General features: G+C 67.2%; 12 protein-coding genes. 6 read left to right on the forward strand and 6 right to left on the reverse strand.

Translation table 11 applies throughout. The annotated features are described in order from the left end of the window. Positions 1 to 3: 3 nt before the first annotated feature. The 3 genes from ACOGI4_RS06410 to ACOGI4_RS06420 all read right to left on the reverse strand — a co-directional run bounded on the left by ACOGI4_RS06410 (position 4) and on the right by ACOGI4_RS06420 (position 3,810). Entirely contained in the window at positions 4 to 954 is a 951-nt protein-coding gene (locus ACOGI4_RS06410; protein ID WP_419840858.1) for an ABC transporter permease, read from the reverse strand. Next, positions 947 to 1,930: an ABC transporter permease gene (locus tag ACOGI4_RS06415; protein WP_419840859.1), complete on the reverse strand. Its 984-nt coding sequence runs from the start codon at positions 1,928 to 1,930 to the stop codon at positions 947 to 949. Before ACOGI4_RS06415 ends, ACOGI4_RS06410 begins: the two co-directional genes overlap by 8 nt. An 83-nt stretch (positions 1,931 to 2,013) precedes the next feature. Then, positions 2,014 to 3,810 carry an ABC transporter substrate-binding protein gene (locus tag ACOGI4_RS06420; RefSeq protein ID WP_419840860.1) on the reverse strand — a complete coding sequence of 599 codons (1,797 nt, stop codon included), beginning with the start codon at positions 3,808 to 3,810 and terminating at the stop codon, positions 2,014 to 2,016. 221 nt (positions 3,811 to 4,031) lie between these two features. Here ACOGI4_RS06420 and ACOGI4_RS06425 point away from each other — a divergent pair, with 221 nt between their 5' ends. Together ACOGI4_RS06425 and ACOGI4_RS06430 are read left to right on the forward strand one after the other, a co-directional pair. Next, positions 4,032 to 5,144: an LLM class flavin-dependent oxidoreductase gene (locus ACOGI4_RS06425; RefSeq protein ID WP_419840861.1), complete on the forward strand. Its 1,113-nt coding sequence runs from the start codon at positions 4,032 to 4,034 to the stop codon at positions 5,142 to 5,144. A gap of 7 nt (positions 5,145 to 5,151) precedes the next feature. After that, positions 5,152 to 5,988, forward strand: a complete 837-nt coding sequence (locus tag ACOGI4_RS06430; RefSeq protein WP_419840862.1) for a glutamine amidotransferase-related protein — start codon at positions 5,152 to 5,154, stop codon at positions 5,986 to 5,988. Here ACOGI4_RS06430 and leuD read toward each other — a convergent pair. From leuD to ACOGI4_RS06445, 3 genes are all read right to left on the reverse strand, one after another. After that, the gene (gene leuD, locus ACOGI4_RS06435; protein ID WP_419840863.1) at positions 5,940 to 6,539 is read right to left on the reverse strand and encodes a 3-isopropylmalate dehydratase small subunit; all 600 of its coding nucleotides are present in this window, start codon (positions 6,537 to 6,539) and stop codon (positions 5,940 to 5,942) included. The genes ACOGI4_RS06430 and leuD overlap by 49 nt on opposite strands. A 21-nt stretch (positions 6,540 to 6,560) precedes the next feature. Continuing rightward, positions 6,561 to 8,006: a 3-isopropylmalate dehydratase large subunit gene (gene leuC, locus ACOGI4_RS06440; protein WP_419840864.1), complete on the reverse strand. Its 1,446-nt coding sequence runs from the start codon at positions 8,004 to 8,006 to the stop codon at positions 6,561 to 6,563. Positions 8,007 to 8,124: 118 nt separating this feature from the next. Continuing rightward, positions 8,125 to 8,637, reverse strand: coding sequence for a GreA/GreB family elongation factor (locus tag ACOGI4_RS06445; RefSeq protein WP_419840865.1), 513 nt, complete (start codon positions 8,635 to 8,637; stop codon positions 8,125 to 8,127). An 86-nt stretch (positions 8,638 to 8,723) separates the two neighbouring features. On the opposite strand from ACOGI4_RS06445, the gene ACOGI4_RS06450 reads away from it, so the two are divergent. Genes ACOGI4_RS06450 through ACOGI4_RS06465 form a run of 4 tightly spaced genes read left to right on the forward strand, consistent with a single transcriptional unit; the run spans position 8,724 to position 12,588 of the window. Beyond that, the gene (locus tag ACOGI4_RS06450) at positions 8,724 to 9,737 is read left to right on the forward strand and encodes a 3-isopropylmalate dehydrogenase (RefSeq protein WP_419840866.1); all 1,014 of its coding nucleotides are present in this window, start codon (positions 8,724 to 8,726) and stop codon (positions 9,735 to 9,737) included. Further along, entirely contained in the window at positions 9,734 to 11,392 is a 1,659-nt protein-coding gene (gene cimA / locus ACOGI4_RS06455; protein WP_419840867.1) for a citramalate synthase, read from the forward strand. Before ACOGI4_RS06450 ends, cimA begins: the two co-directional genes overlap by 4 nt. 6 nt (positions 11,393 to 11,398) lie before the next feature. Beyond that, positions 11,399 to 11,935, forward strand: coding sequence for a hypothetical protein (locus tag ACOGI4_RS06460; RefSeq protein WP_419840868.1), 537 nt, complete (start codon positions 11,399 to 11,401; stop codon positions 11,933 to 11,935). Continuing rightward, positions 11,932 to 12,588 carry a hypothetical protein gene (locus ACOGI4_RS06465; RefSeq protein ID WP_419840869.1) on the forward strand — a complete coding sequence of 219 codons (657 nt, stop codon included), beginning with the start codon at positions 11,932 to 11,934 and terminating at the stop codon, positions 12,586 to 12,588. The genes ACOGI4_RS06460 and ACOGI4_RS06465 overlap by 4 nt, the downstream gene beginning before the upstream one ends. Positions 12,589 to 12,594 lie beyond the last annotated feature (6 nt).

Below are 12,594 nucleotides of genomic sequence, written 5' to 3' on the forward strand. Positions count from 1 at the left end.
CGCTCAGCGTCCCCGCAGCTTGGGGTTGTAGGCATCTTGCAGCCCGTCGCCGATGAGGCTGAAGCTCAGCACCGTGAAGAAAATCGCCAGTCCGGGAAAAGTCACCGACCACCACGCAGTCAAGAAGTTCCCTCGGTTCAGGCCGATCATCAAGCCCCAGCTGGTGTTGTTGGGATCGCCGAGGCCGAGGAATGCCAGACCGGCCTCGAACAGGATCGCGGTGCCCATGATGAGGGTGGCCGACACGATCAGCGGTGGCAGGGCGTTGGGGAACACCACCCGTCTGATGATGCGCCAATCGGTAGCGCCTACCGCACGCGAGGCCCGCACGAACTCGAGGTTCTTCAGCCGCAGGAACTCCGCGCGGGTGATGCGCGCGATTCCCGGCCAGGCCACCACGCCGATAGCGAACGAGATCGTCCACATCGACGGTTCGAACAAAGCTACCAGCACCATGGCGAACAGCAGTGCCGGCAGCACCTGGAAGAACTCGGTGAAGCGCATGAGGGCGCTGTCCAGCCAGCCGCCGTAGTAGCCGGAGAGTGCGCCGATGCTGATGCCGATCACGAGCACCATGGCGGCTGCCATGGCGGCCACCGTCAGGCTCGTGGATCCGCCCCCGATGACTCCGGCCAGCACATCGCGGCCCAGGTAGTCGGTGCCGAGGCGTGCTTCCGCGAGCTGCGCGGGGGGGGTCAGCGGTCTCGCCACGATGTCCTTCGGATCGTGGCCGTAGATGCGCGGCCCGGCCACCGTCATCACGACGATGCCGATGAGCATCACCACACCGGCGACTGCGGCCCGGTTGCGCACGAAGAGCCGGAGCGTCTCTCGTCCGGGCCGATGCGCTTCGCTCGCGCCGCTTGTCGACCCGTCATGGCCGCTGCGCTGCGCGCCTGTGGCGCCTGGCCGGGTCGCGGCAGTCACTTCACCCAGAGCGGCTGGGTCAGACATCGGCGCGCTCCCGCAGGCGAATGCGCGGGTCGATCACGGTGTAGAGCAAGTCGGTGAGCAAGTTGGCGACGATGACCATCACCGACGACGCGAGCAGCACGCCCAGCAGCACCGACGTGTCGCGCCTCAGGATCGAGTCGAACGCGAGGCGTCCGAGCCCCGGCCAGTTGAAGACGGTCTCCACCAGCAGCGCCCCCGACAGCAGTGCGCCGAACTGCAGGCCTACCACCGTCACTACCGGGATCACTGCGTTGCGCAGCGCATGCTTGTAGACGACGCGGCGCTCGCTCAGTCCCTTTGCCCGCGCTGTGCGCACGTAGTCCGACTCCAGCACTTCCAGCATCGAGGCGCGCGACAGGCGGCTGTACTGCGCCAAGTAGATGAGACCGAGGGTGAGCGCGGGCAGCACCAGATGCTCAGCCACGTCGAGCACGTTGCCGAGCAGCCCAGCGGAGTAGCTCACGTCGTGCCACCCCTGCACGGGCAGCAGCTTCCACACGGAGGCGAACAGGATCACCAGCATGATGCCGGTCCAGAACACCGGCATCGAGAAGCCGACCAGCGCCAGCACGGTCGCAGCGTGACTGATCGGACTCTCCGGGCGTCGCGCAGTGGCGACGCCGACCAAGGTGCCGGCCAGCACGGCGAACGCCAGCGCCGTTCCGACGAGCAGCACGGTTGGCCACATGCGCTCGATGATGAGCGAGGTCACCGGCTGGTTGAAGAAGTACGAGTCGCCGAGGTCGCCGGTCGCCACGCGCCCCACGTAGGACAGCAGCTGCACGACAACCGGCCGGTCCAGCCCGTATTGCGCACGGATCTCGGTGAGCAGCTCCGGATCGCCGGCACCGCTCTCTCCGACGATGACGGTGGCCGGATCGCCCGGTGTGAGGTGGATCAGCAAGAAGTTGAGACACATCACCGCCAAGATCAACCCAAGGGCTTGGGCGATCCTGGCGACAATGGATCTGAGCATCAGATGCCGATCAGTGGCCGGTGTTCTGGCCGCGATGTGCCGGCGGTGTGAGCCAGCGAGGCCGGGGCTGGGGCTCGCGGTCGCTACTGGTCGAGCCAGACCTCGTGCATCGGCGACATCTGCCCCCAGATGTTGTTGGTCGGCGGGTTCATCACCACCGGGTTGTATGCCTGCCAGAACGGCGGCGTCGTGAGGAAGTGAATCGGCACCTCATCAGCCACGATCTTCTGGAACTCGGCGTACAGCCTGGTGCGTTCGTCCGCATTCAGCTCTTGGCCGGCGGCGGTGAGCAGCTCATCCACGTCTTCGTTGCAGTAGCCGGTGTTGTTCGTCCAGATCACGCCCACCCGGTTGTCGCACAGGTAGGTGCGATGCACGCCGATCACCGGATCACCCCAGTTCCAGACGTTGTTGATGGTCATCTGAAACTCGCCCGCAGACACTCGCTGTGCCCATGTCGGGAAGTCCGGCGAAACGCTGAGTTCGGTCGTGATGCCGACCTCCTCCAGCGCCTGCACGACGTACTCCGCGTAGACCACCTGCGTCGGCGGGATGTAGTCGATGCTCAGCTCCAGCTCGCCGGGCTCGTAGCCGGCCTCAGCCAGCAATGCCTTGGCCCGCTCGGTGTCGTGGTCGTAGTGATTCACGTTGGTGTTGTGGAACGGACTGGCGGTCACGATGCCGGTCGGCGCCGGGAACGTCAGGCCTTGATCGAGGACCTCAGACAGGAAATTTCGGTCGACGGCGTAGGCGATGGCTTGGCGGACTCGAACGTCCGACAGCGCCGGGTCGTTGACGTTCATCTCCAGCCATTGGATCTGACCGATGGCCTCGTGGCCCTCCGAGCGAACTTCGACATCCGGGTTGTCCATCAGGCGCCGGATATTGGCCGACGGCCCCAGCGTGGACGACAGGTGGGTGGTGCCGTTCTCGAGTCCCAGCACGATCGCTGTGGGGTCTGGCGTGATTTCCATGACGATCTCGTCCAAGCACGGCACGCCTTCGATGAAGAAGTCGTCGAATCGTTCCATGCGGATGATGGTGCCGGGCTCGTACTCGGCCAGCCGGAACGGGCCTGAGCCCACGAAATCCTCGGTGTTGCGAGGGTGGGTCTTCATGTCCTGGCCGTCGTCGAAGATGTGCTTGGGGATGACCGGCAGCAGGCCGGGTGACATCGCGAGCAGGATCGCTGGGTGAGGCCGGCTGAGGTTGATGACTGCCGTGTGCTCGTCCGGGGTGTCGACGCCGGTCACCGGAGCGAACATCGGCTGGAACGGGTGGTTCGCCTGTGCAGTCAGAATCGAGAACTCCACGTCGGCCGAAGTGATCGGCATGCCGTCGTGGAAGACGGCGTCTTCGACCAGATGCAGGGTCACGGCCAAGCCGTCGTCGGAGATCTCCCAGCGCTCGGCCAGGTACGGCATCGGGTTGTACTGGTCGTCGTAGAGCAGGGGGCTGGCATTCAGCTGGGTGCCGGGCACGGCGGTCGCATAGCCGGACTGCACGGTGCCGTTGAGGTGCCGCGGCACTTGGGTGCTGCCGATGATCAGCGTGCCGCCCACGTTCTGGCCGCCGTTGCAGGCATCGGTGCCCATGCCGCCGCTCGGATCGTCGCCGTCGCCGTCCACCGTGCCGCCGTCTGCTGTCGTGACATCGGGGCTGGTGTCGGCTGGACCGTCGTCGCCGCCGCCAGTTTCGCCTGCATCGGTGTCGCCGGTGTCGGCTGGTGCGGATGTGGTCGCCGCGTCCGCATCTGCCGGCTGCGTGTCGTCTGAGTCGTTGCCGCCGCATGACGCTGCCAACAAGCTGATTGCCGCCAGCAGCGCAATCAGCAGCGTGCCTCGATTGCGACGCTTGGCGTACATCGTGGTAGTCCTCATTGGGTGCTCTCCCTCCTTGGGCGCAGACGTCGGTGCAGCCCGACGGGCGCTCTGGCGGACACGGTCGACAAGGCCCGATGGGACCCTCCGCTACCGTGACTGCTGATGTCGTTGCCGACCACGGCGCTGCATGCTAGAGCCAGCGTGCCGTGTCGTGTGCCACACGGTGACGCGACCAGGCGGCCGACCGACGAGCGTCCAGTCATGAAAGTCCACAACTCATGAACATTCACTGGTTCTTGCCGACCGGGGGCGACTCACGCGATGTCCTGCCCGATGAGCCGGGAGCGCACTGGCGGGCCCCATCGCTGGACTACCTCGCGCAGGTCGCCACCGCATGCGACCAGCTCGGCTACGAAGGGATGCTCACGCCCTGCGGGACGATGTGCGAGGACGCGTGGCTCTCCACCATCGCATTGGCATCGCTCACTCGGCGCATCAAGTTCCTCGTTGCGTTCCGTCCGGGGTTCCTGTCGCCCACGCTGGCGGCTCAGATGGCCTCGACCTATCAGCGGCTGTCCGGAGGGCGGCTGCTCATCAACATCGTCACCGGTGCCGAGCCGCGTGAGCTGAACCGCTTCGGCGACTGGCTGGACAAGGACACCCGCTATGCCCGTACAGGAGAGTTTCTGCGCATAGTGCGAGGAGCATGGTCCGGCGAGCCGTTCGATTTCGAGGGCGACTTCTACAACGTCGCTGCCGCTACTACCCGCCAAGCACCCGATCCGCTCCCGGCGATCTACTTCGGCGGGGCATCCCCGGCGGCTGAGGAGATCGCAGCCCAGCACGTCGACGTGTACCTGGCTTGGGGCGAACCGCCCGACATGGTGAGCGAGCGGCTCGACCGCATGCGAGCGCGCGCCGCGCAAGCCGGCCGGGTGCTGCGCTATGGGATTCGCTTCCACGTCATCACACGGCCCGACGCTTCGGATGCGTGGGCTGTGGCCGACGACATGCTGGCCCACATGAGCCCCGAGGCCATTGCGTCGGCCCAGGCGGACTTCGCTGCGACCATGTCCGAAGGACAGCGCCGCATGGCTCAGCTGCACGCACAGGCCGGCAGCCGGCTAGAAATCCATCCCAACGTGTGGGCCGGCATCGGGCTGGTGCGCGGCGGCGCCGGCACCGCGCTGGTCGGCAGTCACGCGCAAGTCGCGGACCGCATCGCCGAGTACCACGCGCTGGGCTTCGAGGACTTCATCCTCTCGGGCTACCCGCATCTCGAAGAGGCGTACTGGTTCGGTGAGGGCGTGATGCCGATCCTGCGCGACCGCGGACTGCTCGCTCCGTTGAGCATTGGCTCGGACGACGCGTTGGTGTCGTCGTTTCGCTGAGCCGGCGATGCAGCCCATCGTGCAAGACGGTGCCGGCGTGACCGACGCCGCTCGATCGCTGCGCTTGGGCTTGCTGCGCTGCGACGACCCGGTGCCGGAACTGAGATCGATCTGCGGAACCTATGCCGACATGTTCGCCCGGCTGATCCGCCATGTCGATCCGAGCGTGCAGCTGGACACCTTCAGCTTGCCCGACGGCCAATGGCCCGGCGACCTGGATGCCTACGACGGCTGGATGACCACCGGCACGCGGGCTTCGGTCTACGACGACGTGCCGTGGATCCGCGACTTCGCAGACTTCGTGCGCCGCCTCCATGCCGAGCGACGCAAGATGTTCGGCGTCTGCTTCGGTCACCAGATGATCGCCCACGCGCTGGGAGGCGTCGTGGCGCGGGCGGCGCACGGCTGGACGGTCGGTGCGCATGTGTGGAGCATCCGCGAGCAACGCCGCTGGATGGATCCTCCGGCGGCGCAGATCCGCCTGATGCACAGCCACCAGGACCAAGTGCTGACCTTGCCGCCCGGCGGTGCGGTGCTGGCCGGCAGCGACCGATGTCCTATGGCGATGCTGGCCGTCGGAGAGCATCTCGTCGGCATACAGGGCCACCCGGAGTTCCAGCCCGAGTTCGTCGGTCCGCTGTATGAGAGCCGCATCGAACTGCTGGGCGCCGAGGCAGTCGCGCAGGCGCAGGCCAGCTTGGAGGCACCCTGCAGCCAGGAACTCGTCGCGCGCTGGATGCTGCGGTTCTTCGCCACGCGGCCGAACGGCGACACGCGGCCGCACGCGACCGCCGGCTACCGCAGCGACGTCGTCGGCATCCAAGCCGGGCGGGCGGCCTCGTAGCTGTCAATCGCCGCCGCGCTGCGCAGCGTGATGCCGATGTCGTCGAGGCCCTCAAGGAAGCGCTCTTGGGTCGCGTCGTCCAGCGGGAACGGTTCTTCGATCCCTGCTGCCGGCGCGCTGAGCAGTCGGCGCTCAACGTCGATCGTCACCACGAGGCCGGGGTCGGCGGCCACTGCGTCACGCAGCCGCGCAGCAGCCTGCGCGGACACCTGCACCGGCACGAGGCCGTTCTTGGTGGCGTTGTTGCGGAAGATGTCCCCGAATCGAGGGGAGACCACGGCCACGAAGCCGTAGTCCATGAGCGCCCACACCGCGTGCTCGCGTGACGACCCGGTGCCGAAGTTGGGCCCGGCCACTAGCACGGTGGCGCCGGCGAACCGCTCGTCGTTCAGCACGAAGTCGCGCTGGTCGCGCCATTCGCTGAACAGTCCCTTGCCGAAGCCGGTGCGCTCGACGCGCTTGAGCCAGTCGCTGGGGATGATCTGGTCGGTGTCCACATCGGAGCGGTCCAGCGGCACGGCACGTCCCTCGTGTACTCGCACAGGTTCCATTGCGGTCTTCCTGCTTGTCGTTCAGCCGAGATCGTCCGGCGTGGCGAAGCGGCCGGCGATGGCTGTGGCCGCCGCCACTTCGGGCGAGCACAGGTGCGTGCGGCCGCCGCGCCCTTGGCGGCCCTCGAAATTGCGGTTCGACGTGGATGCGCAACGTTCTTTGGGCGAGAGCTTGTCGGGGTTCATGGCCAGACACATCGAGCAGCCCGGCTCACGCCAGTCGAACCCCGCCTCGGCGAACACGGCATCGAGGCCCTCCGCCTCAGCCTGCGTCTTGACCGCGGCCGACCCGGGCACCACCAGCGTGCGCACGCCGTGGGCAACTCGGCGGCCTTTGGCCACTGCTGCAGCAGCGCGCAGGTCCTCGATGCGGGAGTTGGTGCAGCTGCCGATGAACACGGTGTCGACGGCGACGTCTGCGAGCCGGGTGCCCGCGGTCAGGCCCATGTAGTCGAGCGCTCGCTGTGCCGTTGCCGCGGCGGCGGGATCGTCGAAGTCGGCGGCTGCGGGCACCGCGCCGTCGATCGGTATGACGTGAGCCGGATTGGTGCCCCACGTCACGTGCGGGCGCAACGATGCTGCCTCGAGCGTGACCGAGCGGTCGAAGACAGCGCCGTCGTCGGTGGCGAGCGTCGTCCAGTCAGCCACTGCTGCATCCCACGCCGGCCCTGAAGGCGCCCCACGGCGGCCCGCGAGGTAGGCGAAGGTGGTCTCGTCGGGTGCCACCATGCCGGCTTTGGCGCCCGCCTCGATGGACATGTTGCATACGGTCATGCGGCCCTCCATCGACAGCGCACGGATCGCCGAGCCGCGGTATTCGATGATGTGGCCGATGCCGCCGCCGGTGCCGATCCGGCCGATGATCGCGAGCACGATGTCCTTGGCCGTCACCCCTGCCGGTGCTGTGCCGTTGACGCAGATCTCCATGGTGGCAGGCCGAGCCTGAGGCAGCGTCTGGCTGGCGAGCACGTGCTCGACCTCGGACGTGCCGATGCCGAAGGCCAATGCGCCGAACGCCCCGTGGGTGGACGTGTGGCTGTCGCCGCAGACCACGGTCATGCCGGGCAAGGTGAGGCCTTGCTCGGGGCCGATGACGTGTACGATTCCTTGGCCGGGATCGCCCATCCGATGCAGCGCGATGCCGAACTGGGCGCAGTTGGCCCGGAGCACCTGCACCTGCTTGGCCGAAACCGGGTCCGCGATGGGCAGATGCACTTCAGCAGTGGGAACGTTGTGGTCTTCGGTCGCCACAGTCAGATCGGGACGCCTGACCGTGCGTCCCGACAGGCGCAGGCCGTCGAAGGCCTGCGGCGAGGTGACTTCGTGAATGAGGTGCAGGTCGACATAGAGCAGGTCAGGCTGCCCGCCGCCGGTGCGTACGACGTGACGGTCCCAGACCTTCTGGCTGAGCGTGCGCGTCGCGGTCCCGCCACGGCGCGAGTCGTTCGTGGCAGCGGTGTTCGTCACGCTCTCACCATCGTCGCGTTCTCACCCCTGAACCTGCATCTCTCTTGCCAATCCCATCCATCCGGCCAATATCACTTGGCCATCACTTGGCCAATAGGGGTTTCGCCTCGGCCCCAAGCTAACGCGGTACGTCCAGCGCGGCGGCCTTGCGGGCCGCGTCGGCCAAGCTGGTGATGGCGACCACTTCGATGCTGAGCTGGTTGCCGTTCGCCTCGTAGGTCACTGTCTGGCCGACCTGAGCGCCTTCGAGCGCCGTGCCCATCGGCGAGCCAGGCGACACGACCTCGACTCCAGCTTGGCGTTCCTCGATGGAACCGAACAAGAACTGCTCGGCCGCGTCCTCGCCCTCGAAGCGGACCGACACCACGTGGCCCGGCAATACGGTGCTGTCGTCGAACTCCTCGACGATCTCGCAGTTCTCCAGGATCGATTTCAGCCGCATGATGCGACCTTCCATCTTCCCCTGTTCTTCCTTCGCGGCGTGGTAGTCGCCGTTCTCGGAGAGGTCGCCGAGCAGTCGGGCGGTCTCGATCTGGGCTGCGATGTCGATGCGGCCTCGCCCCGTCAGATCGGCGAACTCGGCTTGCAGCCGAGCGTGAGTTTCCGAGGAGATGTGATGGATCTCGGGCACCCGGCGAGGTTACCGAGGCCGCGCCGGGCACACTCTCGAGTTGGCACAGCCTCGATCTGGACAAGGGACAACGGAATGGACTCACCGTGACCCATCGCATTGCAGTCATCGGCGGCGACGGCATCGGGCCTGAAGTCACTTCGGTAGCGCTGGAGGCGATCGCCGCTGCCGGCGCCGACGTGTCGCCGACCGAGTTCGACTTGGGCGGACAGCGCTACCTGCGCGACGGCACGGTGCTCGACGACCAGACGCTCACCGAGCTGCGTACATTCGACGCCATCCTGCTCGGTGCCGTCGGCACGCCCGACGTGCCGCCGGGGATCATCGAGCGAGGGCTGCTGCTGAAGGCACGCTTCGAGCTGGACCTCTACGTGAATCTGCGGCCGTTCCAGCTGGCGGACGGTCACAGCTTCACGGTGATTCGCGAGAACACTGAAGGCGCCTACGCGGGCGAGGGAGGATTCCTGCGCAAGGGCACACCGCAGGAGATCGCGACACAGGGCTCGGTCAACACGCGCATGGGTGCCGAGCGAGCGATCCGCTACGCCTTCGAGCTGGCCCAGGCTCGAACACGCCGTCACCTGACGCTGGTACACAAGACCAACGTGTTGACGTTCGCGGGCGACCTGTGGCAGCGCACGTTCGACGAGGTAGCCGTCGAGTACCCAGAGGTGACAACGGCGTACCAGCATGTCGATGCCGCCTGCATTCACTTCGTGGAGGACCCGCACCGCTTCGAGGTGATCGTCACCGACAACCTGTTCGGCGACATCCTCACAGACCTCGGCGGTGCAGTCGCCGGCGGCATCGGCCTCGCCGCCTCGGCCAACCTCAACCCCGATCGCACCGGCCCGTCGCTGTTTGAGCCGGTGCACGGTTCTGCGCCGGACATTGCCGGCAAGGGCCTTGCAAACCCTACGGCGGCAGTGTTGTCGGCTTCGCTCATGCTGGACTTCCTCGGCGATGCCGAGTGCGCCCAACGCATGCGCGCAGCGTGCGACGCCGTCATCGCCGACGACGCAGTGCCCCAAGCAGGCACCGACGAGATCGCAGCGGCGATCTTGGCCCGTGTGACGCAGCCCCATATGACGCGGCAATGACGGCGGCGCTCGTGCGTGAGGGCGCGCGCGATCCAGCGTGGCCGAAGCGCGTCGAGATCTTCGACACGACGTTGCGCGACGGTGTTCAGTTCGAGGGCATCTCGGTGTCCTCCGACGACAAGCTCAAGGTGGCCCGCCAGCTCGACGCGCTGGGCGTCCACTGGATCGAAGGCGGCTGGCCCGGCTCGAATCCCAAGGACGAGGCGTTCTTCTCGCGGGCGGCGACCGAGTTGCAGCTCCAGCACGCCACGTTGGTGGCTTTCGGCTCGACGCGGCGGCCACGCGGCCGAGTGGACGACGACCAGACGTTGGCGGCCCTCGTCGCGGCCGGCACCTCCACCGTGTGCATCGTGGGCAAGGCATGGGACTACCACGTCACCGAAGCGCTTCGCCAACCCCTGCGCGAGGGCATCGCGATGGTCGGCGAATCGGTCCGGTTCCTCGTCGGCGAAGGGCTGCGGGTCTTCTTCGATGCAGAGCACTTCTTCGACGGTTACAAGCGCAATCCGGAGTTCGCGCTGTCGGTGCTCGAGGCCGCCGCCGTCAACGGTGCTGACTGCTTGGTGCTGTGCGACACGAACGGCGGCTCACTGCCTCACGAAGTCGAGGCCATCGTGCGTGACGTGGTTGCGCACTTCGAGGGAGTGCAAGTCGGCATGCACACCCAGAACGACACCGGCTGCGCTGTCGCCAACGCCGTAGCGGGCGTGATCGCCGGAGCGACCCATGTGCAGGGAACCGTCAACGGCTACGGAGAGCGCACCGGCAACTGCGACAACACCGTGCTCGTTCCGAATCTGACGCTCAAGATGGGCATCGAGACGGTTCCGCGTGAGTGCCTGTCGCGGTTCACCTCGGTAGCGCATCACGTGGCTGAGCTCATGAACATGCCGCCGCAGAACCAGCAGCCCTACGTGGGTGCCTCCGCATTCGCGCATAAGGCGGGCCTGCACACCAGCGCGATCGCGCGCCGCCCAGACAGCTACGAGCACGTCGACCCTGCGGCTGTGGGCAACACCACGCGCTTCTTGCTCGGCGACCTGTCGGGCCGCGCCTCGGTGGAACTGAAGGCGGCTGAGCTGGGAATCGAGATCGACAAGGCGGTGATCGGCGAGGTCGTCGACGAGCTGAAGCGGCTCGAGCACGCCGGCTATCACTTCGAGGCAGCCGACGCCTCGCTGGAGATGCTGCTGCGCCGATCGGCAGGCGAGACCTTCGAGTTCTTCAGCGTCGAGTCATTCAAGGTGCTCGTCGAGCGCGGTCGGCAGGCCGAGTTCGACACCGAGGCGACGTTGCGCATCGTTGTCGGCGGCGAGCGGCGGGTGACCGTCGGCGAGGGAGACGGCCCGGTGAACGCGCTCGACAACGCCTTTCGGCAGGCCGTGCGAGACTCGTACCCAGAGCTCGACGCGGTGCGTCTGACCGACTACAAGGTGCGGGTGCTTGACGCCGACCGGGGCACCGAGGCGGTCACGCGGGTGCTGATCGACTCCACCGACGGCGAGGCCGCCTGGACGACCATCGGCGTGTCGGAGAACATCATCGAGGCCTCTTGGCTGGCGCTGTGCGACTCCATCGTCTATGCGCTCGCGCGCCACCGCCATGGCACTGGTCGAGGCGACCCCGATGTCCCGACGAGCCGCTTCGTAGGCTGATCTGCGATGGCTGCGCCGCGCCATGTCCGGCTCGCACCGCTTGGCGAGGTTCGCGCCTACGGCTCACCGGACGTGACGCCGCAGCGCTGGACGCCCGGCCGGCCTGCCGAGCTGATCGGGGGTCAGCCGCTCGGCGCGCTGCGAGGGCACCAAGGACCGGACCAAGGCTACGCCTACGGGCTGGTCCCGCTGTTCGACGATCGGGTGCATCTGGCCGAGCACGAGGAACGTCACGATGTCGATGCCGGCTGTGTGGCCGTGGCGCTCAAGCGTGCGTCGCTCTTCGGGCGAGCGCCGGTGGTCTGGGATCTGGAAGCGGGGTATCTCGCGTTCGGCTTTCTCGACGAGCATCCGCCGGCCGAACTGGTCGCGCGTCGCACGCCGCTCTTCGAGGGCGCAGCGGAGGCGCATCACTACAAGCAGGTCCGGGAACTGGTTGCATGCGTGCCCACAGAAGTGCTGTCGTTGGCGCCGCCGGCGCTGCGACAGCGCTACGAGTCAGATGCGCTGTCGCTCACGCGGGATCCTCTGCATCGCCTATGAAGGCGATCGCCGCCCCGCCCGGACCAGACCGCGAACTCCTGCGCCTGCACCGCCGGGCTTGCACCGACTTCGCCGCCAGGATGCGCCTTCCTGCTTGGGAGCACTTGGGCATGCCGTTGGCGCCGCCGCTCGGCGAGTACAGCGTGGCGGATCTCCTCGGCGCAGCAGTTGACGGCAATCTCGCAGCAGCAGCAGTGATGAGCGGGCAGCCGGCGCCCGAGCCGGTATGCATCTCGACGCCGACAGCGGCGACCGGGTTGGGGTTCGGCGCTGGCTTGCAGGCGGATGCTCAACCGGATCCGACCCAGCCCGTCATCGAGAGCATCCGCACGGTGTTGGCCGTGGCAGCGGGCCTCGATGCGGGTGCCGGCTTCAGCCCGCAGGTGCGCGATCTGCTGTGGACCAGAGTGGTCGAAGTGACGATTCTGGGATACGACCTGCAGCAGGCCATCAGCGCCGGCACCGGACTTGACGAGCTGCTCGTCGACCGCATCTTGGCCGCGGCGCCTCGGGTTGCCATCTGGCCGGGACTCGACGCGCTCCCCGTCGAGCTGTCGACTCCGCCGCTGCAACGACTGCTCGCGATGGCGGGCAGGCCTGTGGGCCGCTGGGTCCATGCGGGTGACCCGGCCTGCGGCACGGGCCAGTGCTGAGCGGCA

The organism is Candidatus Poriferisodalis sp., assembly GCF_965205175.1.
In the GTDB taxonomy this organism is placed as follows: domain Bacteria; phylum Actinomycetota; class Acidimicrobiia; order Acidimicrobiales; family Poriferisodalaceae; genus Poriferisodalis.

Excerpts from the sequence above, each read along its gene's own strand:
- ACOGI4_RS06410 (WP_419840858.1), bottom strand. The coding sequence starts at position 954 with ATGTCTGACCCAGCCGCTCTGGGTGAAGTGACTGCCGCGACCCGGCCA.
- ACOGI4_RS06415 (WP_419840859.1), bottom strand. The coding sequence starts at position 1,930 with ATGCTCAGATCCATTGTCGCCAGGATCGCCCAAGCCCTTGGGTTGATC.
- ACOGI4_RS06420 (WP_419840860.1), bottom strand. The coding sequence starts at position 3,810 with ATGAGGACTACCACGATGTACGCCAAGCGTCGCAATCGAGGCACGCTG.
- ACOGI4_RS06425 (WP_419840861.1), top strand. The coding sequence starts at position 4,032 with ATGAACATTCACTGGTTCTTGCCGACCGGGGGCGACTCACGCGATGTC.
- ACOGI4_RS06430 (WP_419840862.1), top strand. The coding sequence starts at position 5,152 with ATGCAGCCCATCGTGCAAGACGGTGCCGGCGTGACCGACGCCGCTCGA.
- leuD (WP_419840863.1), bottom strand. The coding sequence starts at position 6,539 with ATGGAACCTGTGCGAGTACACGAGGGACGTGCCGTGCCGCTGGACCGC.
- cimA (WP_419840867.1), top strand. The coding sequence starts at position 9,734 with ATGACGGCGGCGCTCGTGCGTGAGGGCGCGCGCGATCCAGCGTGGCCG.
- ACOGI4_RS06460 (WP_419840868.1), top strand. The coding sequence starts at position 11,399 with ATGGCTGCGCCGCGCCATGTCCGGCTCGCACCGCTTGGCGAGGTTCGC.
- ACOGI4_RS06465 (WP_419840869.1), top strand. The coding sequence starts at position 11,932 with ATGAAGGCGATCGCCGCCCCGCCCGGACCAGACCGCGAACTCCTGCGC.